Source organism: Sphingomonas folli, assembly GCF_019429525.1.
Taxonomy (GTDB): domain Bacteria; phylum Pseudomonadota; class Alphaproteobacteria; order Sphingomonadales; family Sphingomonadaceae; genus Sphingomonas; species Sphingomonas folii.
The window spans coordinates 37,469-61,750 of record NZ_JAHXZL010000010.1 but is presented as its reverse complement, the minus strand read 5'-3'; the positions used below and the strand labels follow the sequence as shown (position 1 = coordinate 61,750).

Here is a 24,282-nt window from a genome sequence, read left to right as displayed (position 1 = left end):
TCCCTGGTCGCCGTCGCGCTGGTCGCCGGCGCCGTCGCCGTCGCTGTTCGGCCGCGCGGCCGCGACGCCGCTGATCCAACCGATGACGGTCGGGTCACCGTCGTATCCGCGCCGGCGCCGGGCGCGCGACCCGGCGCCGCCGCCCCGCCCACCGCCTCGCCCCCCGGGGCGACCGTGCCGCTGACGGAGAGCGCCGAGGCGCAGGCCCGGCACGCCGCCGAGCGGATCGAGGCCGCGGACCAGGCGAGCAGCCGCATCCGCATGATCGAGCGCGCCGAGGCCGACCGGGCGAGCGGCGCGACGGCGTGCGGGGCGACGACGGCGTGCTAGAGGCCGGTCCATCTGATGGAAGCCAACGCGGTGCCCTCTCGGACGCAGGGGCTTAGTGCCACGAGCGTCACGCCTGCGGCACTCGGACCCGGCGTTCGCCGGAGCACGGATCGACGGAGGTGGACCAGACTTTAGGAGACGCGCCGGGGCGGGGGCCGCTTCGCTCCCGGCGCGCGGGCAACGCGGCGCCCGCTCCCGAGAAGATCGGTCGACCCGGACGCGATGTCCTCCCGTCGCGCGCGCCTCTGTCCCATAATGAACCAATGGTGCGGCGACGGCGCGGCGCGCGCCGACGCGCGATCGCGCCGGGGAGCGGGATCGGCGACGCCGCGATACCCGCCTGCCCGCTGCCGGGAGCCGACGACTCCTGGATCGCCGCGACGCTTGTCCCGCGCGACGCACCCGGCCGTCGCGTCCAAGCGCGGCACGCGCCGCGAGGGCGCGATCGGTGCTGTCTCACCCCGGACTTGATCGGTTAAGGCATTGGTTAACAAGACAGCGCCGCGGCCTTCACGACCCCGGCCGGCGCCGCGATGCCGGCGCGAGGGAGACACACGATGACCCACCACGGAGCGGCGCTCGCCGCGCTCGCGCTCGCCCTCCTCGCCGCGCCGGCGGCGGCCCAGATGCTCGATCCGCCCGAGCGCGTCGTGCGCTACGACGCGACGAGCGCGATCTCGCCGTCGAGCGCGACCGCGACCGTCTCCGCCGCGACCGTGCCCCAGGCGATGGACCGGCTCGACCGCGACGACGCGACGCTCGACGTGTCGCTCGGCGGCATCTACGGCGAGGGCGACTTCGGCACCGGCTCGACGACGACGATCTGGAGTTCCGCTCTGGGCGCGCGGCTGCGGCTCGACGATCTCACGCTCTCGGCGTCGCTGCCGTGGATGCGCATCCGCAGCCGCTCGACCGTCTTCACCGGCATCGACGCCACCCCGGTGCTGGTCGCGCCCAACACCTCGGCGGTGAAGCGCACCGCCGAGGGCATCGGCGACCTCACGCTCGGCGCCGCCTACACGATCGCGCCCGCGGGCAGTCCGGTCGAGCTCGAACTGTCGGGGCGCGCCAAGATCAACACCGCGACGCGGCGCAGCGGGCTCTCCAGCGGCGAGAACGACTATGCGCTGGGCGCCGACGCGTCGCTGCCGCTCGGCGCGGTGACCCCGTTCGTGTCGGTGACCTATCGCTTCCTCGGCGACACCGCGTCCTACGACCTGCGCGACGGCCCGGCGGCCTCGGCGGGCGCCTCCTTCGCGATCGGGCGCGACGCGTATCTGCTGACCTCCTACCATTATGCGCGCGCGGCGACGCGGCTGGTGGAAGACGCGCACGAGCTGTTCGCGGGCGCCTCCACGCGGCTGGCGGGAACACCGCTGCGGCTCACCGGGTTCACCACCGCGGGCCTGTCGCGCGGTGCGGCCAGCTTCTCGGCGGGCGTGGCCGTGTCGGTGGGTCTATCACGCGCGCGCGAGTGAGCGCGTGGGCACGAGGGTGACGATGGGGTGAGCGGCGGCGATCACGCGGGCGAGGCGAGTCGGATCTACGCGATCGGCGACCTTCACGGCCGCCTGGACCTGTTCGGGGAGCTGATGCGCGCGATCGAGCGCGACCATGCCGCGCGCGCGCGCGCCACCACCCGGATCGTGCTGCTCGGCGACATCGTCGACCGCGGCCCGGACAGCGCGCGGCTGGTGCGCGGGTGCATGCGGCTGAGCCAGCTCAACCCGCGGTTCACGGTGCTCAAGGGCAATCACGAGGAGATGATGGTGCACGCGCTCCGCGGCGATCTCTGGGCCTATCGCGCGTGGCTCGACTTCGGCGGGCGCGAGACGCTGCTCAGCTGGGGCGCGGCGCCCGCGCTGACCGACGCGCTGCCGACGCTGCGCGAGCTGCGCGCGGCGGCGCAGCTGGTCGGCCGCGACGTGCTCGGCTGGCTCGAGCGGTTGCCGCTGACGCTGCGCCACGAGGACCATCTCTTCGTCCATGCCGGGATCCGGCCGGGCGTCGCGCTCGGGCGCCAGACGGCGCGAGACCTGCTGTGGATCGGCGAGGAGTTCCTCGATTCCCACCAGGATCACGGGGTCACCGTGGTGCACGGCCACACGATCGTCGAGGGCGGCCCGGACGTGCGCCCTAACCGCGTCGGGATCGACACCGGGGCGTATCGCACCGGGCGGCTCACCGCGATGGGGCTGGAGGACGGCGAGCGCTGGTTCCTCCAGGTGGATCCGCGCGCGACCGAGCCGGTCGTGGCGGTGCGCCCGGGCGCGAGCGACCGTCTGGCCGCGGCGGCGGCGCGATGACCCGCCCGCCCGCCGCCTTCGAGGACGCGCGGCTCGACGCCGCGCTGCTGTCCGTGCTGGGCGAACCCGATGCCGCGGCGGTCGGCGGGCGGGAGAGCGCCGCGTCCGTGCCGCGCGGGCTCGTCCGCTCGCTCGCGCGATCGCTGGTGCGGTCGCGCCGCGCCTCGGCCACGCTCGGCCTCGCCGCCGTGGGGGCGCTCGCGGCGGTCGGGTTCCTCATCGTCGAGCCCGGCGCTCTCCCCGACGCGCCCCGCGACCGGGTGGCGCCGGCGAGCGAGCGCCCGCGCGCGGTGGCGCGCGCGGCAACGCCGCCCGGCGCGGCGCCGGCACCCTCGACCCCCGCTCCCGCGGCCGTTCCTGCCCCCGCCCCTGAGCTGGCGCTGGTCGCGCCGAGTCCGCGTCCGCGGCCCGCGGCGATGCCCGCCCGCGACCCGGGCGCCACGCGCTCGCGCGACCGATCCGTCGCCTCCGCCGGGGTCGCGCGCGCGCCCGCGGTCGTGCCGACGGTGCAGGTCGCGGCCGCGGTCGAGCCCGCGGTGATCGCGGTCGCGGTGCCGCCGGCGCCGTCGCCCGAGCCGGCGAGCGGCGCCCTGGCCATGGCCAGCCCCGCGCAGGAGGAGACCGACGTCACCGCGCGCACCCAGCGCGCCCGGCGCGAGTCGGTGGTGGCGATCCGCGGCTTCCGCCGGCAGTGGTGAGCGTGGCGCCGCTCGCCCGGGCGGGCCGATGCGCGCGCCTCTCGCCGTGAGCTCACGCCACCGCCCGGATCAGGACGAGCTTCGCCCGAGCTGAACCGTGCGCCGGCGCGAGCCGGGGTGCGGGGCCGCGGGGATGGTGCGCGTGGCCCTCGGCTCCCGCGGGCGCACGAGCACGCCGACGAATCCGCGCGACGAGGGTCATCGTCGGGTCGCGCGCCCGATCGGTCGCCGCCGCGAGCGGCCCTGATCCTCGCGCGACTGTTCCGTGGGAGAGACGCCGCGTCCTGAATCGCGGGCTATTCGCGCCACGGTGGAACACGCATCTTCGCCTTCGTCAGCATGACCCACGAAGGAGATCTCTCATGACCATTCTCGTCATCGGCGCCACCGGCCGCGTCGGCCGCCACGTCGTCGACCAGCTGCTCGTCCGCGACGCCGGTGTCCGGGTCCTGACGCGCGACCCCGCCAAGGCGGACTTCCCCGCCGCGGTCGAGGCCGTGCGGGGCGACCTGCTCGACATCGACTCGCTGCGCGCCGCGCTCGACGGCGTCACCACCTTGTTCCTGCTCAACGCGGTGACGGGCGACGAATTCACCCAGGCGATCATCACGCTCAACGTCGCGCGCGAGGCCGGCGTGGACCGGATCGTCTACCTCTCCGTGTTCGACGCGGACGAGGCAGTCAACGTGCCGCATTTCGCGGTGAAGTCCGGGGCCGAGCGGATGCTCGCCGCGACGGGCGCCGGCGCCACGATCCTGCGGCCGACCTATTTCATCGACAATGAGGCGATGGTGCGGGACGTGATCCTGCAGCACGGCGTCTACCCGATGCCGATCGGCGGCAAGGGCATCGCGATGGTGGACGCGCGCGACATCGCCGAGGTCGCCGCGATCGAGCTGGTCCGCCGCGAGCGCGCGCCGGGCAAGCTGCCGCTCGAGACGATCAACCTCGTCGGCCCGGAGACGCTCACCGGCGCGGACGTCGCGGCGATCTGGTCGGACGTGCTCGGCCGCCCGGTCGCCTATGGCGGCGACGATCCGAGCGGCTTCGAGCGGACCATGGCGGCGGTCATGCCGCGCTGGACCGCCTATGAGATGCGGCTGATGGCGGAGCGCTACGTCAGCGACGGGATGATCCCGCACGACGGCGATCGCGAGCGCCTCACCGCGCTGCTCGGCCGGCCGCTGCACACGTACCGCGAGACCGCGCTGCGGCTCGCCGCCGCCTAGCGCCACCCGCGGCGGCGGGGCCGCCGACCGTCGTCACCTCGCCTCCCCGGCGGTCCGACGTCGGACCTACGCCTCCCCCTCGCGCGCCAGCGCGCGCGGCGCCGCCGGCGCGCCGATCGCGCGCAGCAGGTCGGCGGCGCCATAGGGCTTGGGCAGCAGCCGCACCCCCGCCGCCGCGGCGTCGACCGAGCCGGTGTCGCCGCTCGCCACCACCACGCGGATCCCCGGGCGCAGCGCGGCGGCGCGCTCGGCGAGTGCCAGCCCCGAGCTGCCGGGCAGGTGGATGTCGGTGATCAGCACGTCGATCGGCGCGGTCTGCAGCGCCGCCATCGCCTCCTCCGCGCTGGCGGCCTCGACCACCACCTGCCCCGCCTCCTGCAACACCTCCGCGGTCGCCGAGCGGATCAGCGAATCGTCCTCGACCAGCAGGATCGTCGCGCGCGGTGACGGCGCCGGCGGCACGGCGAGGGGAGCGGCGGGGGCGGGGGCGGCAGTGGGGGCGCGGGGCGGCAGCGCGGCGCGCTGATGCTGGTTGGCGAGCACGTGGCGGATCTTCCGCGCCAGCGCCTCGCGCGTATAGGGCTTGGAGAGCAGCTCCACCCCCGCGTCGAGCCGCCCGCCGTGGACGATCGAGTTCTCGGTATAGCCCGAGGTGAACAGCACCGCGATCTCGGGCAGCCGCTCGCGCGCCTTGCGCGCCAGCTCGGGGCTCTTGAGCGTGCCCGGCATCACGACGTCGGTGAAGAGCAGGTCGATCGCGATGCCGCTCTCCACCACGTTCAGCGCGCTCTGCGCGTCGACCGCCTTGAGCACGCGATAGCCCAGCTCGGCGAGCAGCTCGACCACGGTGGCGCGCACCTCGTCGTCGTCCTCGACCACCAGCACCGTCTCGGTGCCGCCGGTGATCGGCCCGGTGTCGACCGCCACCTCGACGTCCTCGCGCTCCAGCGCGCGCGGCAGGTACAGCCGGATCGTCGTGCCATGGCCCGGCTCGGAGTAGATGTTGACGTGCCCGCCCGACTGTTTGACGAAGCCGTAGACCATCGACAGCCCCAGCCCCGAGCCCTTGCCCTCGGCCTTGGTCGAGAAGAAGGGCTCGAACACCTTCTCCAGCACCTCGGGGGTCATGCCGCTGCCGGTGTCGCTCACCGCGAGCATGACATATTGGCCCGGCGTCACCTCGTCGTGGCGGCGCGCATATTCGTCGTCGAGGTGCGCGTTGGCCAGCTCGATGGTGAGCCTGCCCTGGCCCTCCATCGCGTCGCGCGCGTTGATCGCGAGGTTCAGCAGCGCGTTCTCGATCTGGCCGGGATCGATGAAGGTGTTCCACAGGCCGCCGCCGAACACCGTCTCCACCTCGATCCCCTCGCCGATCGCGCGGCGCAGCATGTCGTCCATGCCGCGCACGAAGCGCGTGACGTTGACCGTCTTGGGCTCGAGCGCCTGGCGCCGCCCGAAGGCGAGCAGCTGCGACGCCAGCCGCGACCCGCGCGACACGCCCGCCAGCGCGTTGGCGACGCGGGTCTCGGCGCGCTCGTTCCCCGCGACGTCCTTCTGCAGCAGCTGCAGGTTGCCCGAGACGACCTGGAGCAGATTGTTGAAATCATGCGCCACGCCCCCGGTGAGCTTGCCCACCGTCTCCATCTTCTGCGCCTGCGCCAGCTTGGCCTCGGCGGCGCGGCGCGTGGCGATCTCGTCGATCACGCGGGTCTCGAGCGTCTCGTTGAGCTGGCGCAGCTGCTCCTCGGCGCGCTCGCGGTGGCGCACCTGGCGCTCGAGCTGCTCGGCATGGTCGCGCAGCGCGGCCTCGGCGGCGCGCTGGTGCGTGATGTCGGTGTGAACCCCGACCCACTCCGCGATCGCGCCGTGCTCGTCGAGCCGCGGCACCGCGCGGACCGCGAAGGTGCGCCAGGTGCCGCAGTGGCGCCGCACGCGATGCTCGAACACGAAGGTCGACCGGGCCGCGACCGCCTGCTCCCACGCCGCCAGCGTCGGCGCGACGTCGTCGGGATGGACCGCGGCGGACCAGCCGTGCCCCTGATAATCCTCGACGCGCTGGCCGGTGAGCAGCCCCCAGCCGGGCTGCTCGCCCACCATCCGGCCGTGCGCGTCGTTGGTCCACAACACGCCGTGCATCGCCTCCATCGCGGCGCGGAAGCGCGCGTTGCTGGCGTCGAGCGCCTCCTCGCGGCGGACACGCTCCTCGACGTCGAGCACGATCACCTGGAAGCCGGTGACGCTGCCGTCGGCGGCGCGGCGCGGCAGGTAGCGCACGTCGGCGCGGCGCAGGCTGCCGTCGCCGTGGCGGATCGCCGAGTCGGACTCGATCGTCTCGCCCGCCAGCGCGCGGTCCATCAGCGCGCGGCGCTGCGCGTAATTCTCCGCGCCGATCACGTCGCGCGCGTGGCGGCCGACGACCTGCGCGGGGCTCAGCCCGAACCACTCGAGGTAGTAGCGGTTGGCGAAGCGGAAGACATGGTCGCGGTCGATGAAGGAGACCAGCAGCGGCAGCGCGTCGGTGACGGTGCGCAGCTCGGCCTCGCCGTCGGCCAGCCGGCGCTCCAGCTCGACCCGCCCGGTATTGTCGATCACGGTGCAGAGCACCCCGCCCACCGCGCCGTCGGCCTCGTAGACCGGGGTGTAGAACAGGTCGAAGACCAGCTCGGCCGGCGCGCCGTCGCGCAGCAGCGTCATGGGCTGGTCGCGGTAGGAGACGATCTCGCCCGCGAAGCCGCGCTCGAGGATGGCGCGGTTCCAGTCCCAGATCTCGGGGAAGACGCTCGCCGCGGTCTGGCCCAGCGCCGCGGGATGGTGCGCGCCCGCGATCGCGCGATAGGCGTCGTTGTAGAGCATCACGCCCTCGCGGCCCCACATCAGCACCTTGGGCACGGGCGAGTTGACCACGTTGGCCACCGTGGTGCGCAGCTGCGGCGACCAGTCGGCGAGCGCGCCGAGCGCGCTGCGCGCCCAGTCGCGCGCGCGGATCATCGCCCCCGTCTCGCCGCCGCCGATCGGCCATGCCGGCGCGGCACGCGGCGCGCCGCGGTCGCGCAGCAGCTTGAGCGCGGTGCGCACCACCTCGCTGGCGTTGCCGTAATCGCCCGAGCCGAGCGCGTCGCTGATGAAGGACTCCAGCTCGGGGGTCAGCGAGACGTTGCGCGACTGGCGTTGGGTCATGCCCGGCATGTCTGGCCTCCGCCCCGCCTGTGTCAATCAGTGGCAGGCGGGATGTGTCTGATCTACGTTGGCTTTCAGAATAGTTACCGGCGCGCGACGCGCCAGCGGTCCCATTGCCACCAGGGCTCCCGCGTAAGGGGGGGCAGGGTCGGTGCCACGTCGCTCGCGGACACCCCGCCCGCGCCGTCGGGCGCCCGGGGGCGCCTGATGAACCGATCGCCGCCCGCGCGGGTTACCTCCGGCACAATGACGAGAGGATCCCCATGACCCCGCAGCTCAAGCCGATCGACCAGCAGGTGATCCTGATCACCGGTGCCAGCTCGGGCATCGGGCTGGTCACCGCGCGCACCGCGGCGGCGCGCGGCGCCAAGGTGGTGCTGGTCGCGCGCGACAGCGACGCGCTGGCGACGATCGCGCGCGAGATCGAGGCCGCGGGCGGCCAGGCCGAGTTCGCCACCGCCGACGTCGGCGACCTGCGCGACGTCCAGCGCGCCGCCGCCAAGGCGGTGGAGCGGTTCGGCCGCATCGACACCTGGGTCAATGCCGCGGGCGTGGCGATCTACGCCAAGCTGGTCGACACGCCGATGGACGAGCACGAGCGGCTGATGCGCACCAACTATCTCGGCGCGGTGCACGGTTGCCTCACCGCGGTCGAGCAGCTCCAGCGCGCCGGCGGGGCGCTGATCACGGTCGGCTCGATCGTGTCGGACATCCCCACCGCCGGCATGGGCGCCTATGCCGCGAGCAAGCACGCGGTGAAGGGCTATGTCGGCTCGCTGCGCATCGAGATCGAGGGCGATCGCCTGCCGATCTCGGTGACGCTGGTGAAGCCCTCGGGGATCGACACGCCGATCGCCGAGCACGCCGCGAACCATCTCGACGGCGCCGCGCTGCTGCCGCCGCCGGTCTACGCCCCCGAGCTGGTCGCCGAGGCGATCCTCGAGGCGGCGCAGCATCCGAAGCGCGACATCACCGTCGGCGGCACCGGGCGGCTGCAGGTGCTGGTGGCCGAGCATGTCCCGCCGCTGCTCGACAAGCTCGGCCACAGACTGCTGCCGATGATCCAGGACCGCACGCGCGCGCCGGCCCGGCGCGACAATCTGGCGGCGCCGTTCGACGACGGGCGCGAGCGCTCGCGCGACCAGCACGGCCGCTCGGTGAGCCTCTACGACGCCGCCGGCCGGCACAAGCTCGCCGCCGCCACCGCGGTGGGCGCGGGGCTCGGCCTCGCGGTGCTGGCGCGGCTGCGCGGGCGCGGCTGAGCGCCAGCGTCTACCTAGGTTAGACTGTTGCCGCGGAACGCCCCGCGCCGCGGCAGGGTTAAACCCGATAGATCAGTAGGGTAGGTCAGCTTATGGGTCAGTCTTGCGGCACCACCGTCCTCCTCGTCGAGGATGAGCTGTTCGTCCGCATGATCGGTGCCGACGCGCTGGCCGAGGCCGGCTATCGCGTGATCGAGGCGGGCGACGCCGACGAGGCGCTCGAGCGGCTGGAGCACGGCGACAAGGTCCAGGTGCTGTTCACCGACATCCGCATGCCCGGCACGATGGACGGTCTTCAGCTCGCGGGCGAGGTGCACCGGCGCTGGCCGGCGATCCGCATCCTGCTGACCTCGGGGGACATGCGGCCGACCAGTGCCGCCATCCCCGACGCGGGCCGCTTCCTGGCGAAGCCCTATCGCTTCGAGGCCTTGTCGCGCGAGCTGGACCAGCTGCTGGCGCACTGATCGGCGCAGCCGCTCAATAGGGCGGCGCGAGCCGCGCGCGCTGCGCCTTGGCCGCCTCCGCCCACCAGGCGAGGTCGTCGGCGAAGCGGCCGAACTGGCGCTCGAGCGACTCGCCCGCGCCCCCGGTCGGCCGCGCCTCGGCGTCGAGCGTCTGCGCGATCGGGCCGACCACCAGGGTGCTCGAGATCACCGGCATCCCCATCTCGGGCAGGATCGCGTGCCAGGCGCTGTTGCTGCGCGCGCCGCCGAGCCGCCCGGCCGAGTAGCTGGCCAATGCCGCGGGGCGCCAGAACCATTCCTCCAGGAAATGGTCGGTGAGGTTCTTCAGCCCCGGCTGCGGGCCCCAATTATACTCGCCGGCGACGAACACGAAGGCATCGGCGCCGCGGATCTGCCCGGCCAGCCGCTCCATCGCCGCGGGCGCCTCGCCCGCGGGATATTCCTTGTACATCCGGTCGAGCAGCGGCAGCCCGACCGCCTTGGCGTCGACGAGCGTGGGCGCGTCGCCGCGCGCGGCGAAACGGTCGACGAGATAGCGCGCGAGCCGGATGCCGGTGCGATCGGCGCGATACGAGCCGTAGAGGATCAGGACGTTCATCGCGCCGTCCTGCCCGCCGCATCGGGTCGGGTAAAGCCCCGCGCGGTGGCGCGGCCCGCGCGGGCGCGCTAGGCGCGGGGGCGATGACCGACGCCCCGCACCGCCTCGACTGCTCCGCCGCCGCGCTCACCGACAATTGGCGCGCGCTGGCGCGGCTGAGCGGCGCGGCGGCGTGCGGCGCCGCGGTGAAGGCGGACGGCTACGGGCTCGGCGCGGTCGCGGTGGCGACTCGGCTCGCCGCCGCGGGCTGCCGCGACTTCTACGTCGCCACCTGGGCCGAGGCGGCGGCGCTCGCCCCCGCGCTCGCCGGCGGCGCGGCGCGGGTCGCGGTGCTCCACGGCGCGCGCGCCGCGGACCTCGGCCACGCCGATCTGCCCGGGGTCCGCCCCATCCTCTCCACCGCGGCGCAGGTGCGGCGCTGGCGCGAGGCGGGCGCGGGCCGCGCGTGCGACGTGATGGTCGACACCGGCATGAACCGGCTCGGCGTCGGGCCCGAGGACGTCGCCGCCGGATTGCTCGACGGGCTCGCGCTCGACACGCTGGCGAGCCACCTCGCCTGCGCCGACGAGCCCGGCCACCCGCTCAACGCGGCGCAGCGTTCGCGTTTCGCCGCCCTGGCGGGGCGGACCGCGGCGCGGCGGATGAGCCTGGCCAACTCGGCGGGCATCGCGCTCGGCCCCGACTATCACTTCGACCTGACGCGGCCGGGCCTCGCGCTGTACGGCGGCGTGCCGGTGCCCGCGCTCGCCGACGTGCTGCGCCCGGTCGCGACGATCGCGGCCGAGGTGCTGCAGCGCCGCCGCGTGCGCGCGGGCGAGACGGTGGGCTATAACGCGACCTGGCGCGCGCCGGCGGACACCGACGTGGTGATCGCCAATCTGGGCTATGCCGACGGTTATTACCGCGCCTTCTCCGGCCGCGGCCGCGCCTATGCCGGCGACGCCGCGCTGCCGGTGATCGGGCGGGTCTCGATGGACCTGGTCGCGCTCGACGCCACCGCGGCCGACGTCGCCGAGGGCGACTGGCTGCGCTTCGACCCCGACCTGCCCGCGATGGCGGCGGCGAGCGGGGTGAGCCAGTATGAGCTGCTCACCGGGCTGGGGCGACGGCTCGAGCGGCGCTGGTGAGGGGTACGCCGTTGCCCTCGGGATCACCCTCACCCTTCCGGCGCTGCGCGCCTCCCTTCCTCTCCCGCTGGGGGAGGGAGGGGGCCCGCCCGGCGTAGCCGGGTGGGAAGGGTGAGGGTGACGGGGATCGCTACACTCGCGACCGCGTGACGCCCGCGCCCCCTCACGCCGCCACCCCGCTTAGCCATGCCGCCAGCGGCTCGTAGAGCAGCGCGCCCGCGCGCCCGCCGACCATCATCCCGACATGGCCCGCGCCGACGTCGCGCCGTGCCGCCAGCCCGGCCGCGGTGGCCGCGGGCACGATCCGATCGCTCAGCGAGACGAACTCGATCGACGGGCAGGCCAGCGCGTCCGGCCCGACCGCCCGCCCGCCGACGCGCCACGCCCCCGCGCCGGGCGCGTCCTCGCCCACCAGCGCGCCGAACAGCTCCGCCCCGGCGGCATAGGTCAGCGGCGCCCCGGCGTTGGCCCAGTCCTCGAGCCGCACGAAGCGCGCCAGCGTCGCGGCGTCCGCGGACGCCAGCGCCTCGTATTTCGCGACGGTGCGCGCCGGGTCGAGCTGCCAGAAACCGGCCTGGAGCACCTCCATCGGCAGCACGCCGAGCGCGCGGCACGCCGGCTCGGCCCGCCCCCATAGCGCGCGCATCGTCGCGCGCGCGGGCTCGCCATAGCCCGCGAAACGCCACGGCGCCGCCACCGTCGCGACACCGGCGCAGCGCGCGCCGAGCAGCGCCGCGGCGGCGAGCGCGAGCGTGCCGCCGAGGCAATAGCCGACGAGCAGCGGCGGCCGACCGAGCCGCGCCACCAGCGGCAGCAATCGCTCGCTGACGTGGCCGGCGAGGTCGACCGCGGCGTCGCGCGGTCGCGGATGGCCCCAGTCGAGCAGCCACGGGTGGAAGCCGGCGCCCGCGAGATGGTCGACCAGCGAGCGCCCGCGCGCGAGGTCGAGCACCGAGGGCGGGTTGATCAGCGACGGCACCAGCACCACCGGCGGGGCGTCCGCCGCCCCGCCGCCGTCGCGCAGCCGTGCCGCGCCGCGGCGATGCCGCACCGGCTTCATCCGGCGGCGCGCGCGCGGCGCCTCCTGGTAGCGGCGCAGCCCCGCCAGCGCGGCGGCGCGGCGCTCGGGCGATGCTGCGGTCTCGCGGCGCAGCATGTCGAGGAACAGCGGCAGCGGCCGGGGCACGTCGCGCCCGTGTTGCGGCGCGAAAAATTGTGCGTTACCGAAGGGAAGGTCGGTCATGAGGGCTCGCGCGATGAAGAAACAGCAGGGCGACGGCGTGGTCGTCATCAAGAAGTACGCCAACCGCCGGCTCTACAACACCGAGAGTTCGTCCTACATCACGCTGGAGCATCTCGCCGCGATGACGCGCGCGGGGCGCGAGTTCAAGGTGGTGGACGCCAAGACCGACGAGGACATCACGCACAATGTCCTCACCCAGATCATCATGGAGGAGGAGAGCCGCGGCCAGACCATGCTGCCGGTCAACTTCCTCCGCCAGCTGATCGCGCTGTACGGCGATTCGATGCAGGCGATGGTGCCCGACTATCTCGAGGCGTCGATGGAGAGCTTCCGCCGCAACCAGGCGCAGTTCAAGACCGCGGTGGAGGGCGCCTTCGCCGGCTCGCCCTTCGCCGACATCGCCAAGCGCAACCTGGAGATGTTCGAGGCCGCGGCGAACGCGTTCAAACCGGGCGCGACCCCCGCGCCGGCCGGCGGCATCGCGCCCGCCGCGGGCAAGGACGGCGAGATCGCCGCGCTGAAGGCCGAGCTGGCGCAGCTGCGCGACAAGGTCGACAAGCTGGGCGAGTGAGGGGGGCGGTCGCGGGAACGCGCGGGAGGCCGCGGCCTCGCCCGACACCGACGTGATCCTCCCCTTCACCCGCGCCTCGGTCCCCGGCACGGTGAATCCTGGGACAAGCTCAGGATGACGCTGGCGACGGGGAAAGTCGCTCTCCCCGCCCCCTCCCCTCAGCGCGGCTTGACGAAGCGCAGCGTCATCCGGTCGCTCTCGCCGATCGCGGCGTATTTGGCGCGGTCCTTGTCCTTCAGCGCGTAGCTCGGCGGCAGCGTCCACACCCCCTCGGGCCAGTCGGCGCTGTCCCTGGGGTTGGCGTTGATCTCGGAGCGCCCCGCCAGCTTGAATCCCGCCGCGGTGGCGAAGCCGATCACCGAACTCGGCTTCATATAGCCGCTCTTCTCCTCCGCCGCGCTCGGGCGCGACTCGGGCAGGCGGTGCTCGACCACGCCGAGCGTGCCGCCCGGCTTGAGCATGCGGTACATCGCCGCGAACATCGCGCGCGCGCGATCCTCGCCGCCGAAGCGCCAGTTGTGGACGTTGCGGAAGGTCAGCACCACGTCGGCGCTGCCGTCGGGCACGCCCGGCTGCCCCGCCTCCGCCGGGAAGGCGGCGAGCTTGACCTTGCCGTAGGTGGCCGCGTCCTTGGCCTGGAGCGCGCGCACCGCGCCCAGCCCCTTCTCCCACGGGCCGGCGGCGTAATAGGCGCCCGCGCGCGCGGTCAGCGGCGCGAGGATCTCGGTGTACCAGCCGCCGCCCGGCCACACTTCCACCACCGTGTCGCCGGGCTTGACCCCGAAGAAAGCGAGCGTCTGCGCCGGGTGGCGATAGCGGTCGCGCGCCACGTTGGCGGCGGCGCGGGTCGGTGCGGCGACCGCGGCGGCGATCGGCGTGGGGACGGCGGGGGTGCTGGCCGCGACGAGCAGGGGCGCGGCGAGCAGCAGGGAGCAGGCGAGACGATGCATCGGCGATCCTCCGGAACGATGGCGCGCAGGCTGACGCGCGCGTGAGCGATGCGCAAGCCTCGCTCGCCGCGATCGCGTCGCTGGCGCTCGCGCTCGCGCTGTTCGCGGGCTGGCGCGCGCACCGCCGCGCGCGCCGCGACGATCCCGACGCGGTCGGCTGGGTCGACTGGACGCTGGTGCAGGTGGCCGCGCTGATCGCGCTGGCGGTGACGGGCTATGTCGCGCTGAAGGGGTGATCGCGCGGGACGCCTGACGCTGCGGAGGCGCGAGGAAGATCATTCGCGCGGAGGCGCCCTGGATCAGACCCTAATAGAAGCGCCGCAGCACCAGCACACGCTCGCCGGCGCCGTCGCACAGGGTCAGCCGCACCGCGCGCCCCGGCGCGCCGGTCGCCCATCCCGCCACCGCCTCGCCCACGTAGCCCGGCCCGACCGCGACCCCGTCGACCGCGCAGATCGCGTCGCCGCTGCGCCAGCCCGCCGCCGCGGCGGGGCCGCCGCGCATGACGTGGAGCACCTTCAGCCGGTCGCTCGCCAGCCCCAGCAGCAGCCCGCTGGTCGAGCGCGCCACCGCCGCACCGCCGGGCAGCGCGCGCAGCAGCATGTGCCCCGCCGTCGGGTCGAGCAGCACGCGATAGCGCTGCAGGAAGCCCGAGCCGATCCGCCCCGCCACCCCGATCGTGTCGGAGAAGCCGCCGACGGGCTCGACCCGCAGCTCGACGTCGCGCGCCGCGACGCGGCCGACCTGCAGCCGCGGCACGACCGCGAGCTCGCTCACCACCGCGCCGGCGAGTCCGTAGGAGACGGTGGTGGTGGTCGGCACCGCGCGCGCCGCCGCGCCCACGGTCGCCCATGATTCGGCGCCGAGCGTGATCGACGAGCCGTCGCCGGTGTCGACCACCATCGGGCGGAGCCGCGCGCGCCCGAGCGCGATCTCGCTGACATAGACCAGCCGGTCGGGCGCGATCGCCAGCGGCGCGCTCAGCCCGGCGAAGGGCACCCGCCCGCTGCGCAGCAGGCGGAAGCGGCGCGCGCCATAGTCGATGTCGAGCGCGTAGGCGGCGGTGAGGTCGCGCCCGACGAGCAGGTCGACCGCGGTGGCGCTGCCCGTCGCGGCGGCGGGCAGCTCGGCCACCGCGAGGCTGCCGCCGCGCCGGGTCAGCCCGCCGAGCGTCAGCGACGCGGTGGCGACGCGGCCGACGTCGACGCTGCCCCCGATCACCGTCGCCTGTCCCTCGGCGCGCACCGTCAGCCGGTTCGCCGCGGCATAGCGCCTCGCCAGCACCGAGTAGCTCACCCCGGTGTCGAGCACCGCGGTGACGGTGCGGCCGTCGAGCGTCATGCGGAAGCGGATCTGGTTGCCGGGGGTGAGGTCGAAGTCGACCCAGCGCGCCTCGGCGTCGGGCGCGAGCGCGCTGCTCCCGGCCCAGGCGGCGCGCGGTTCGGGCAGCGGCGGCGCGGCGGCGAGCAGCAGCGGCAGCAGCGGCAGCAGCGGCAGCAGCAGGAGGGATCGGGCGCGCACCGCGCGGGTGTAGCGCATCGCCGCGGCGAGTCACGCGGGAGAGCGGGTCGCGGCGTGTCCCGTCATCGGCGGTCCGCCGCCCCCGCGGCGCGCGGCCGTGGGCACCGGCGCGGGGAGGACCGCGCTCAGTCCGCGAAGCCGAACCGCTCGATCCAGGGGCGCAGGATCGGCAGCACCGGCGCGAGCTGGTCGGCGTAGCGGCGCCACTGGCCGCGCCCGTCGTACAGCCCGCGGCGGACCTGGGTGGCGCTCGCGGTGCGCACGCCGCGGCGCTGCGCGGTGCGGTCGAAGCGCGTGAACGCGTCGGTCCAGGGCAGGTCGATGAAGTCCGCCATCGCGCGCACCGTCGGCGCGAAGTCGCTCACCAGCCGGTCGTAGCGCACCTCGTGGAAGGCGAGCGGCAGGGTCGCGCGCGCGCGCTCGGTCAGCGTCATCAGCGCGTCATAGTGGCGCGCGGCCTCCTCCAGGTCGCTGAAGCACCAGGCCGCGGGGCTGGGCGTGAAATTGATGCGGTAGCAGCTCAGCACCACGTCGCGCGGGTCGCGGCGCATCACCAGCACGCGTGCGCGCGGGAAGAGCGCGGCGATCAGCGGCAGCTTGGCGCCGTTGAGCGGGTTCATGTCGACGAACGTGCCCGCGGTCGCCGCCCCCATCGCGGCGACTCGCCGCCAGTAATCGGCGCGCAGCCGATCGCGTAGCGCCGGGTCGAGCGCGGCGAGATCGGGCATCGCGCCGTCGTTCTGCACCAGCACGCCGTCGGTGCCCGCCATCGTCTCGCGCTCCTCCAGCGCGGTCACGCCCGGCGCGCTCGCCAGCACGTTCTCCACCAGCGTGGTGCCCGAGCGCGGGTAGCCGAGCAGGAAGACGTGGGTCCGCGCCGCCCCCGCCACGTCGCCGTCGGGCGCGGGCGGGCGCGGCGAGTCGAGCTGCGCCGCGATCCGCTCGACGAAGGCACGGTGCGACGGCCGCCCCGGCCCGGGGGCAAGCGAGTCGCGGTAGACCTCGCGGAAGTTCGCCTGCGCGGCGCGATAGCAGTCGAACGCCGCCTCGACGCGGTCCTGCCGGTCGAGCGAGTCGCCCAGCAGGGTGAGCGTGCGCGTGCGGTCGTCGCCGCGGACGCGATCGACCAGCGGGCGCAGCAGCGCCTCGGCCGCGGCGCCGTCGCGCGCCTCGATCGCGACGGTGGCGAGCGCGGCGCGCGCGGCGGGCTCGTGCGGGTCGAGCGCCAGCGCGCGCGCGGCCTGGTCGCGCGCCTCCTCGGTCCGGCCGCGCCGGGCCGCGGTGTCGGCGAGGCGGCCGTGCGCGGGCGCCAGCGTCGCGTCGATCGCGAGCGCGCGGCGATAGCTGTCCCCCGCCTCCTCCTCGCGCTTGAGCGAGTCGAGCGTGTAGCCGCGCTCGAGCCAGGCGGCGGCGTGGCGCGGCGCGGCGGCGACGACCCGGTCGAGCACCGCCAGCGCCTCGTCGTGGCGGCCCTCCTTGCGCAGCACCGCGCCGATCGAGCCGGCGATCAGCACGTCCCCCGGTGCCAGCGCCAGCGCGCGACGCAGCAGCGCGTGCGCCCCGCCATAGTCGCCCGCCTCCTCGCGGCGCCACGCCGCGAGGTTGAGGAACATCGGGTCGCTCGCGCCCGCGGCGAGCGCGGCCTCGGCCAGCGCGGCGGCGCGCGGCACGTCGCCCGCGGCGAGCGCGCGCTCGATCGCGGCGCGCGCGGCGGCGGGGTCGCCGCTGCCGCCGCGGCGGCGCGATCCTCGGTTTGACATGCCTCGCTGCTCCGTCTTAGCCTCGTGGCTCAGCCGCATACGACAGGGCCAGGATCATGCACAGTATCGCCGCGCTCGCGCTCCTCCTCGCCACCGCCGCGCCGGCCGAGCAGGCCCGGACCAGGGACGCCGCCGAGCGTGCCGCGGACTCGCCCGACAAGGTCATCTGCAAGCGCTTCCCGAAGACGGGATCGCTGATCGGCAACGAGCGGATCTGCAAGACCAAGGCGGAGTGGCAGCGCGAGCGCGACGAGTTGCGCACACCGGTCCGCTCGACCGGTTGCCAGACCACGACGCCGAGCGGCGTCTGCTGAACCGCTCAGTCTAACAGCGGCGCCGGCGGCGTCATCGCCACGCCGAACGTCGCCGCGACCTGCTCGGCCCAGCGCACCACCACCTCGATCTCGCGCGCGTGGAGCGTCGCGGCGTCGCGATGCTCGGCGGCGCGGGCTGCCGCGTCGAAGGCGTTGCCGAACTTGGAGTGGCGCGTGAACGCCGGCCCGGCGACGATCGAGTCGAGCGCGGCGTCGTCGAGCCGAAGGCGGTAGAGCGCCGCCAGCGCCACCAGCGCCGCGCGCGGGTCGGCCATCAGCGTCGCGCTGTCGAGCGTGCGCACCCGCGCGGCGCCGAAGCGCGCGACCAGTTCGGCGAACAGCCGGTGCTGGCCGAGCCAGCCGAGCGCGGCGACCTGGAGGTCGGTCAGCGCGAACAGCGCGCGCGAGTCATGCCCGAAACGCGCCAGCCCGTCGTCGAGCATGCCCGCCAGGAGCGTGCGCACCCATAGCCGCCCCTCCAGCTCCTTCTTCGCCACCGACGCCAGATAGGTCGGCAGCGGCGCGTAGAGCAGCAGCGCGACGCTGTCGGGGCGGAGCGTCAGCAGCGCGGGCGCGAAGCCGTTGGCGATGGTCGAGGGCTTCACCACCACCGCCTCGCCCGGCGCGAACGGTCGCGCCAGCAGCGCCAGCGTGTCGTCGAGCACCGCGGCGAGATCGGGGCCGGGCTCGCCGCGCCGGCGCCAGCCGATCAGGTCGTTGAGCACCACGGGCTCCTTCAGGCCGAGCGCCGCGCCGGGACGGTCCATCGCGCGCGCCAGCAGCGTCGAGCAGCAGAAGGCCGAGTGGAAGATCCAGTGCAGCGGCGCCGCCGCGGGCGCCGCGGCGCGCGCGTCGGCGCGGCGCACCACCAGCGGCGGGGCCGGGTCGGCGCCCAGATACTCGTCGGTGAGGAAGGTGGCGGCGCGATGCGCGTCGCGCGCGACTCGGCGGAAATGGAAGGCGTCGTGGCCCGGATCGTAGCGATGCGCCAGCCAGGTCGCGTCGAGCAGGGGGAGAGGGGCCGCCGCCATCGTCGCGCTGTGCCCCGGCACGCGCGCGATTGTCCAGTCGGCGCGTTCGGTTATCATCCATGTCATGGACCCAGGCCATTCCCAGCAGCATCTCGCCGCCGCGCTGGCGGCGCGCGACGCCGGCCGCCGCGACGAGGCGGTGCGGCTGTTCCACGCCGCGGTCGCCGCCGGCGCCGAGCATCCGGTCGCGCTCAACGCGCTCGGCGTCGACTCGCTCGCGCGCGGCGCCTTCGCGGCGGCGGCGGGGTGGTTCACGCGCGCCATCGCCGCCGACCCTGCCGCGCCCGAGCTGTGGATGAACCTGGCGCGCGCGCACCGCTCCCATGGCGACGCCGCGGCCGAGCGCGCCGCGCTGGAGGGCGCGCTCGCGATCGACCAGCGTCACTTCATGGCGCTGGTACGGCTCGCCGAGTGGCACGAGCGCGCCGGCGAGCGCGACGCCGCGGCGGAGCGCTGGGGCAACGTGCTGACGATGGCGGCGCTGCTCGACGAGCGCTCGCCCGCGATCGAGGCGATGCTGGAGCACGCGCGCGACACCGTCGCCGCGCATCGCGCCGGCTTCGCGGCGACGATCGACGCCGCGCTTGCCCCCGCGCGCGCGGCGCTCGCCCCCGCGGAGCGGCGGCGGGTCGACGCCTGCGTCGACCACGCGCTGGGACGGCGCCAGATCTACGCCAACCAATGCGCCGGGCTGCACGTGCCGTTCCTCCCCGCCGACGAGTTCTTCGCGCGCGCGCTATTCCCCTGGTTCGAGCGGCTCGAGGCCGAGACCGCGACGATCCGCGACGAGCTGCTGCGCGTGCTGGCGGAGGACGCCGACGCGCTGCGCCCCTATGTCGCGATGAGGCCGGGCACGCCGCACAACAAATGGTCCGCGCTCGACGGCTCGCTCGCCTGGGGCGCGCTCCACCTGTGGCGCGACGGGCGGCGCGACGATTCGGTCTGCGCGCGCGTGCCGCGCACCGCCGCGTTGGTCGAGGCGCTGCCGCTCTCCGACCTGCCGGGACGGACGCCGACGGTGTTCTTCTCGATTCTCGCCCCGGGCGCGCATCTGCCCGCGCACACCGGCGTGAGCAACGCGCGCGCGATCGTCCATTTGCCGCTGGTCGTGCCGCCCGACTGCGGCTTCCGCGTCGGCGGCGAGACCCGCGCCTGGGAGGAGGGGCGCGCCTGGGCGTTCGACGACACGATCGAGCACGAGGCGTGGAACCGCTCTGACCGGCCGCGCGCGATCCTGATCCTCGACGCCTGGAACCCGCATCTCACCGCCGCGGAGCGCGCGCTGCTGCGCCAATTCTTCGCCGCCACCGCCGACGCCCCCGAGCACGAGCTGGCGCGGCTGCGCGTGGGGGAGTGAGGGCGCGCGGACGCGCCGTTCGCGGGAGCCGGGGAGCGAGCGGGTGAGGCGTGCGATGCCGCTTCACCACACGTCCTCCACGCTCCTAGGCCCGGCGCGCGCCCCATCACCACCGTGCACCGCCGCCGCCCATGCCACGCCGTCACCGTCCGCCACACGCCGTCCCTGCCCTTCACGGGTCAACGTCGCGCTCAGCAGGCCTTCACCGCCCGAAACTCGATAGCCGCGCGCCTGTTCGTCAGTCCCCTACTCGTCACTCCCACCCTATTCGTCATCCCCGCCCCAACCCGTCATCCCCGCCCCAACCCGTCATTCCCGCCCTACTCGTCATTCCCGCCCCCCAATCCGTCATCCCCGCGCAGGCGGGGATCCAGACAAGCGGACCTGTCGATGGAGGCGCGACGTCGGCGCATCTGGGTCCCCGTCGTCGCGGGAGGGACGGAAGGCCCACCCGCCCCCATCCGACTTCCCGCACCTTCGCAAAGCGCGGTGCCGCGTCTAAGCCACCGCGCATGAGCATCGTCACCACCGCGCCCAAGCGCCCGCGTCTCGCCTATCACCATCACGCCGGCGCCGCGCCGACCGTGATCTTCCTGCCCGGCTATGCCTCGGACATGGGCGGCACCAAGGCGCTCGCGCTCGAGGCCTGGGCCAGGGCGCGCGGCCAGGGCTTCCTGCGCTTCGACTATGGCGGCTGCGGCGCCTCGGAGGGTAAGTTCGAGGACCAGTCGCTCGCCGACTGGCGCGACGACGCGGTGGCGATGATCGACCATGTCGAGGGGCCGGTCGTGCTGGTCGGCTCGTCGATGGGGGGCTGGGTGATGCTGCTCGCCGCGCTGGCACGCCCGGCGCGCGTCGCCGCGCTGGTCGGCGTCGCCGCCGCGCCCGACTTCACCGACTGGGGCTTCTCGCAGGACGAGAAGATGTACCTGCTCGAGCACGGCCGGCTCGAGCGCGCCAACCCCTACGGCCCCGAGGCCACCGTCTACACCCGCCGCTTCTGGCAGTCGGGCGAGGCGAACCGGCTGATGTCGGGGCCGATCGGCTTCGACGGCGCGGTGCGGCTGCTGCACGGCCAGGCCGACCCGGACGTGCCGTGGCATCGCTCCGCGCGGCTCGCCGAGCTGATCCGTTCGCCGCACGTTCAGACCTGGCTGGTCAAGGACGGCGACCACCGCCTGTCGCGCGAGGACGATCTCGCGCTGCTGATCCGCGCGGTGGAGGATGTGGTGCCATGATCCCGCTCGCCGCGCTGCTGCTCGCCGCCGCTCCCCAGAGCGTGGCGCCGCCCGCGGCACCCGCGGGCGTGGCCGGCAGCGACCCCGCCGCGGGCTGCGTCGCCGAGACGCGCAGCGACCCCGCCGCGGCGGAGGCGCGCGCGCGGCGCGGCGGCGCCGGGCTGCGCGCCTGTCTCGCGCTCGCGCTGGCGGCGCAGGACCGCTACGCCGAGGCCGGCGCGACCTTCGCCGCGGCGGCGCGCGGCGCCGAGCTGGCGCATGACTCCCGCGCCGCGGACTATTGGGCGCAGGCGGGCAACGCCTGGCTCGCCGCGGGCGACGCCGCCAAGGCGCGCGGCGCGCTCGACGCCGCGCTGGCGGCGGGGACGCTGGTCGATCTCCAGCGCGGCGAGGCGCATCTCGACCGCGCGCGCGCGATGGTGGCGCTGGGCGACGCCGCCGCGGCGCGCGCCGACCTCGACCAGGCGCTGACCACCGCGGGCGACGACCCGCTGGCGTGGCTGCTCTCGGCGACGCTGGCGCGGCGCGGCGGCGACCTCGGCCGCGCGCGCGCCGACATCGCCCAGGCGCTGCGCCGCTCCGCCGACGACGCCTCGGTGCAGCTCGAGGCGGGCAACATCGCCGCGGCGGGCGGCGACGCCGCGCGCGCCGAGGCGGCGTGGCGGGAGGCGGCGCGGCTCGCGCCCGACGCCCCCGCTGGCCAGTCGGCGGCGCAGGCGCTGACTCAGTTCGGGGGCAAGTAGCGGGCGCGGGTCGCCGAACGTCGGCGGGCAGCCGGTCGGGCGGGCGGGTGACGGATCGAGACCCGCGCCGCGCCTCCCTCCCTGTCCGCCGGCGCATGCGGGACCGTCGCCGAGCTCCCCTGTTCTCCGCGCCCGCGGGAGCCAGGGCGTCCCGATCGCCGCGCGTGCTTCTGCTCGGCCCCGGGTTCCCGCGCTCGCGCGAAGACGGTCGGTCCGACGAGCGGCGGAGACACGTGCGCGAAGGTCCCACCTCCCCGCCACGGCGGCGCGAACGGTAGCGCCGGCTCCTCACCCCAGGTAGAATTCCACCGTCGTCACCACGCGCACCTTCTTGAACGGCGTGTCGGCGACGCCGTAGCCGCCGCCCTCGCCGTCGCGCGCCTCGACCGAGAAATAGCCCTGGCTCGCGCTGCGGATGCCGCCCACCGCGGTGCCGCTGTCCTGGGCGAACTGCTCGGCGGCGGCGCGCGCGTCGCGCGTGGCGGCGGCGACCATCGCGGGCTTGATCGCGTTGAGCCGGGTGAAGCTGTAGCTCATCCCCGAGCCCTCCTGGAGCTGCACGCCCTGGCGCACCAGCTCGAACTGGCGCGCCACCGCCGCCCGCGCGCGCGCCACGTCGGTGGTGCGCAGCTGGAGCCGCTGCGTGATCGTCACCGTGCGCACGCCGTTGTTGATCAGATGGCTCACCCCCGCGCCCGCCGGGGTCAGCGCCTCGGCCGGGAAGCCGAGCGCGGCGAAGTACCGCCGCAGCGTCTCGGTGTCGCGCGCGATATCGGCCTGCGCCGCGGCGGGGTCGACGTTCTGCTCCGCGTAGTTGAGCGTCCAGGTGGCGAGATCGGCGGTGACGTTCCGCTCGGCCAGGCCGTGGACCGTCACCGCGCGATCCGCGCGCCGGGCGCGGCGCAGCCCGTCGCCGAGCAGATAGCCGCCCAGCATGATCCCCAGAGCGATGATCGCCGCCGCCGGCAGCAGCGTGCGCGAGCGCTGTTCCATCCCGTCCTCCCTCCCCATATAGGCGCGAGCAGCGTGGCGTCGCCGCGATGAACCGTTGCTTTACGACGACGAATGGAAGGCGAGATGACCCAATACCTCCATACCATGATCCGCGTCAGCGATCCCGACGCGACGATCGCCTTCTTCGCGCTGCTCGGCCTCGAGGAGGTGCGGCGGATCGACAATGAGGCGGGGCGCTTCACGCTGATCTTCCTCGCGACCGAGGCCGACGCCGCGATCGGCGACCGCCGCGTCGAGGTCGAGCTGACCTACAATTGGCCGCCGGCGGACGGCAGCACGCCCGAGCGCTACACCGGCGGCCGCAACTTCGGGCATCTCGCCTATCGGGTCGACGACATCTACGCGACCTGCCAGCGGCTCGCCGACGCGGGGGTGACGATCAACCGCCCGCCGCGCGACGGCCATATGGCGTTCGTGAAGACCCCCGACGGCATCTCGATCGAGCTGCTCCAGGCGCGCGCGCCGCTGGCCCCGGCCGAGCCCTGGGCGTCGATGCCCAACACGGGCACGTGGTGATGCTCGAGATCGTCCGCGTGCCGGTGCTGAAGGACAATTACAGCTGGCTGGTGCGCGCCGAGGACGGCGCGGTCGCGGTGGTCGATCCCGGCGAGGCGCGACCGGTGCTCGACGCCGCCGCGGCGCGCGGCTGGACGATCGGCCAGGTATGGATCACGCACTGGCACCCCGACCATACCGGGGGCAGCGCGGCGGTGAAGGCGGCGACCGGCGCGACCGTCACCGGCCCCGAGGCCGAGCGCGCCAAGATCGACCCGCTCGACCGCGGCGTGCGCGAGGGCGACTCGCTGACGCTCAGCCAGCATCGCGCCACGGTGATGGAGGTGCCGGGGCATACCGCGGGGCATATCGCGCTCCACCTCGCCGAGGACGCGGCGATCTTCACCGGCGACACCCTGTTCGCGCTCGGCTGCGGGCGGTTGTTCGAGGGCGACGCGGCGCAGATGCACGCCAACATGCGCCGCTTCGCCGCGCTGCCCGACGCGACCGCGGTCTATTGCGGGCACGAATATACACAGAGCAACGGCCGCTTCGCGCTGACGGTCGAGCCGGACAATGAGGCGCTGGCGGCGCGCATGGCCGAGGTCGACCGCGCCCGTGCCGCGGGCGAGGCCACGGTGCCGACCACGATCGCCGCCGAGCGTGCGACCAACCCGTTCCTGCGCGCGGCGGACGCGGCGACGTTCGCGCGGTGGCGCGCCGCGAAGGACGCGTTCTGAGCGGCGGGGACTAGATCCCCCCGCTCGCGGGGAGGGGGACCGCCCGGCGCGGCCGGGTGGTGGAGGGGGCTTGCCCCGCAGCGCAGCGCTGGCGGAAGCCCCCCTCCACCGTCG

The 24,282-nt window shown here is 74.9% G+C and carries 24 protein-coding genes; 16 read left to right on the top strand and 8 right to left on the bottom strand.

Annotated elements, in window-relative coordinates:
* Positions 1-174 precede the first annotated feature (174 nt).
* From KZ813_RS15205 to KZ813_RS15185, 5 genes are all read left to right on the top strand, one after another.
* Entirely contained in the window at positions 175-330 is a 156-nt protein-coding gene (locus KZ813_RS15205) for a hypothetical protein (protein ID WP_219755830.1), read from the top strand.
* A gap of 557 nt (positions 331-887) precedes the next feature.
* On the top strand, positions 888-1,808 hold the full coding sequence (locus KZ813_RS15200; protein ID WP_219755829.1) for a hypothetical protein: 921 nt from the start codon (positions 888-890) through the stop codon (positions 1,806-1,808).
* A gap of 27 nt (positions 1,809-1,835) precedes the next feature.
* On the top strand, positions 1,836-2,636 hold the full coding sequence (locus KZ813_RS15195) for a metallophosphoesterase family protein (RefSeq protein WP_219755828.1): 801 nt from the start codon (positions 1,836-1,838) through the stop codon (positions 2,634-2,636).
* A complete protein-coding gene (locus KZ813_RS15190) occupies positions 2,633-3,334 on the top strand; it encodes a hypothetical protein (RefSeq protein ID WP_219755827.1) in 702 nt (233 codons plus the stop codon). The genes KZ813_RS15195 and KZ813_RS15190 overlap by 4 nt, the downstream gene beginning before the upstream one ends.
* 362 nt (positions 3,335-3,696) lie before the next feature.
* Positions 3,697-4,563, top strand: a complete 867-nt coding sequence (locus KZ813_RS15185) for an NmrA/HSCARG family protein (RefSeq protein WP_219755826.1) — start codon at positions 3,697-3,699, stop codon at positions 4,561-4,563.
* 66 nt (positions 4,564-4,629) lie between these two features.
* Here KZ813_RS15185 and KZ813_RS15180 read toward each other — a convergent pair whose 3' ends face one another.
* Entirely contained in the window at positions 4,630-7,749 is a 3,120-nt protein-coding gene (locus tag KZ813_RS15180; RefSeq protein WP_258046839.1) for a PAS domain S-box protein, read from the bottom strand.
* A gap of 254 nt (positions 7,750-8,003) precedes the next feature.
* Here KZ813_RS15180 and KZ813_RS15175 point away from each other — a divergent pair, with 254 nt between their 5' ends.
* Positions 8,004-9,002, top strand: a complete 999-nt coding sequence (locus KZ813_RS15175; protein ID WP_219755825.1) for an SDR family oxidoreductase — start codon at positions 8,004-8,006, stop codon at positions 9,000-9,002.
* Between the two features lie 92 nt (positions 9,003-9,094).
* Positions 9,095-9,466: a response regulator gene (locus KZ813_RS15170; RefSeq protein ID WP_219755824.1), complete on the top strand. Its 372-nt coding sequence runs from the start codon at positions 9,095-9,097 to the stop codon at positions 9,464-9,466.
* A gap of 13 nt (positions 9,467-9,479) precedes the next feature.
* Here the strand turns inward: KZ813_RS15170 and KZ813_RS15165 are convergent, their stop codons facing one another.
* Entirely contained in the window at positions 9,480-10,064 is a 585-nt protein-coding gene (locus KZ813_RS15165; RefSeq protein WP_219755823.1) for an NADPH-dependent FMN reductase, read from the bottom strand.
* Positions 10,065-10,147: 83 nt separating this feature from the next.
* Between KZ813_RS15165 and alr the strand changes: the two genes are divergently transcribed.
* Positions 10,148-11,191 (top strand): alanine racemase, encoded by a 1,044-nt coding sequence (gene alr / locus KZ813_RS15160; protein WP_219755822.1) that lies wholly within the window; start codon positions 10,148-10,150, stop codon positions 11,189-11,191.
* A gap of 163 nt (positions 11,192-11,354) precedes the next feature.
* Here alr and KZ813_RS15155 read toward each other — a convergent pair whose 3' ends face one another.
* Positions 11,355-12,434, bottom strand: a complete 1,080-nt coding sequence (locus KZ813_RS15155; protein WP_258046838.1) for an alpha/beta fold hydrolase — start codon at positions 12,432-12,434, stop codon at positions 11,355-11,357.
* Positions 12,435-12,447: 13 nt separating this feature from the next.
* Between KZ813_RS15155 and phaR the strand changes: the two genes are divergently transcribed.
* Positions 12,448-13,005: a polyhydroxyalkanoate synthesis repressor PhaR gene (phaR, locus tag KZ813_RS15150; protein ID WP_219755951.1), complete on the top strand. Its 558-nt coding sequence runs from the start codon at positions 12,448-12,450 to the stop codon at positions 13,003-13,005.
* A 158-nt stretch (positions 13,006-13,163) separates the two neighbouring features.
* Here the strand turns inward: phaR and KZ813_RS15145 are convergent, their stop codons facing one another.
* Positions 13,164-13,955, bottom strand: a complete 792-nt coding sequence (locus KZ813_RS15145) for a class I SAM-dependent methyltransferase (protein ID WP_219755821.1) — start codon at positions 13,953-13,955, stop codon at positions 13,164-13,166.
* A 41-nt stretch (positions 13,956-13,996) separates the two neighbouring features.
* On the opposite strand from KZ813_RS15145, the gene KZ813_RS15140 reads away from it, so the two are divergent.
* The gene (locus KZ813_RS15140; protein WP_219755962.1) at positions 13,997-14,191 is read left to right on the top strand and encodes a hypothetical protein; all 195 of its coding nucleotides are present in this window, start codon (positions 13,997-13,999) and stop codon (positions 14,189-14,191) included.
* Between the two features lie 70 nt (positions 14,192-14,261).
* Here KZ813_RS15140 and KZ813_RS15135 read toward each other — a convergent pair whose 3' ends face one another.
* Complete coding sequence (locus KZ813_RS15135) at positions 14,262-15,476, bottom strand: aspartyl protease family protein (protein ID WP_308461907.1); 1,215 nt, start codon at positions 15,474-15,476, stop codon at positions 14,262-14,264.
* A gap of 125 nt (positions 15,477-15,601) precedes the next feature.
* Positions 15,602-17,236 carry a tetratricopeptide repeat-containing sulfotransferase family protein gene (locus KZ813_RS15130; RefSeq protein ID WP_219755820.1) on the bottom strand — a complete coding sequence of 545 codons (1,635 nt, stop codon included), beginning with the start codon at positions 17,234-17,236 and terminating at the stop codon, positions 15,602-15,604.
* A gap of 56 nt (positions 17,237-17,292) precedes the next feature.
* On the opposite strand from KZ813_RS15130, the gene KZ813_RS15125 reads away from it, so the two are divergent.
* The gene (locus tag KZ813_RS15125; protein WP_219755819.1) at positions 17,293-17,550 is read left to right on the top strand and encodes a hypothetical protein; all 258 of its coding nucleotides are present in this window, start codon (positions 17,293-17,295) and stop codon (positions 17,548-17,550) included.
* A gap of 5 nt (positions 17,551-17,555) precedes the next feature.
* On the opposite strand, the gene KZ813_RS15120 is transcribed toward KZ813_RS15125, so the two are convergent.
* On the bottom strand, positions 17,556-18,647 hold the full coding sequence (locus tag KZ813_RS15120) for a hypothetical protein (RefSeq protein ID WP_308461906.1): 1,092 nt from the start codon (positions 18,645-18,647) through the stop codon (positions 17,556-17,558).
* On the opposite strand from KZ813_RS15120, the gene KZ813_RS15115 reads away from it, so the two are divergent.
* The 3 genes from KZ813_RS15115 to KZ813_RS15105 all read left to right on the top strand — a co-directional run bounded on the left by KZ813_RS15115 (position 18,646) and on the right by KZ813_RS15105 (position 21,919).
* Entirely contained in the window at positions 18,646-19,938 is a 1,293-nt protein-coding gene (locus KZ813_RS15115) for an aspartyl/asparaginyl beta-hydroxylase domain-containing protein (RefSeq protein ID WP_219755818.1), read from the top strand. The genes KZ813_RS15120 and KZ813_RS15115 overlap by 2 nt on opposite strands.
* A gap of 512 nt (positions 19,939-20,450) precedes the next feature.
* A complete protein-coding gene (locus KZ813_RS15110; protein ID WP_219755817.1) occupies positions 20,451-21,176 on the top strand; it encodes an alpha/beta hydrolase in 726 nt (241 codons plus the stop codon).
* Positions 21,173-21,919: a tetratricopeptide repeat protein gene (locus KZ813_RS15105; protein ID WP_219755816.1), complete on the top strand. Its 747-nt coding sequence runs from the start codon at positions 21,173-21,175 to the stop codon at positions 21,917-21,919. The genes KZ813_RS15110 and KZ813_RS15105 overlap by 4 nt, the downstream gene beginning before the upstream one ends.
* A gap of 288 nt (positions 21,920-22,207) precedes the next feature.
* Here KZ813_RS15105 and KZ813_RS15100 read toward each other — a convergent pair whose 3' ends face one another.
* Positions 22,208-22,912: an SIMPL domain-containing protein gene (locus KZ813_RS15100; RefSeq protein ID WP_258046837.1), complete on the bottom strand. Its 705-nt coding sequence runs from the start codon at positions 22,910-22,912 to the stop codon at positions 22,208-22,210.
* Between the two features lie 84 nt (positions 22,913-22,996).
* Between KZ813_RS15100 and KZ813_RS15095 the strand changes: the two genes are divergently transcribed.
* Both KZ813_RS15095 and gloB read left to right on the top strand, forming a co-directional pair.
* Positions 22,997-23,449: a VOC family protein gene (locus KZ813_RS15095; RefSeq protein WP_219755814.1), complete on the top strand. Its 453-nt coding sequence runs from the start codon at positions 22,997-22,999 to the stop codon at positions 23,447-23,449.
* Positions 23,449-24,168, top strand: a complete 720-nt coding sequence (gene gloB, locus KZ813_RS15090; protein WP_219755948.1) for a hydroxyacylglutathione hydrolase — start codon at positions 23,449-23,451, stop codon at positions 24,166-24,168. The genes KZ813_RS15095 and gloB overlap by 1 nt, the downstream gene beginning before the upstream one ends.
* The last annotated feature ends 114 nt before the right edge of the window (positions 24,169-24,282 follow it).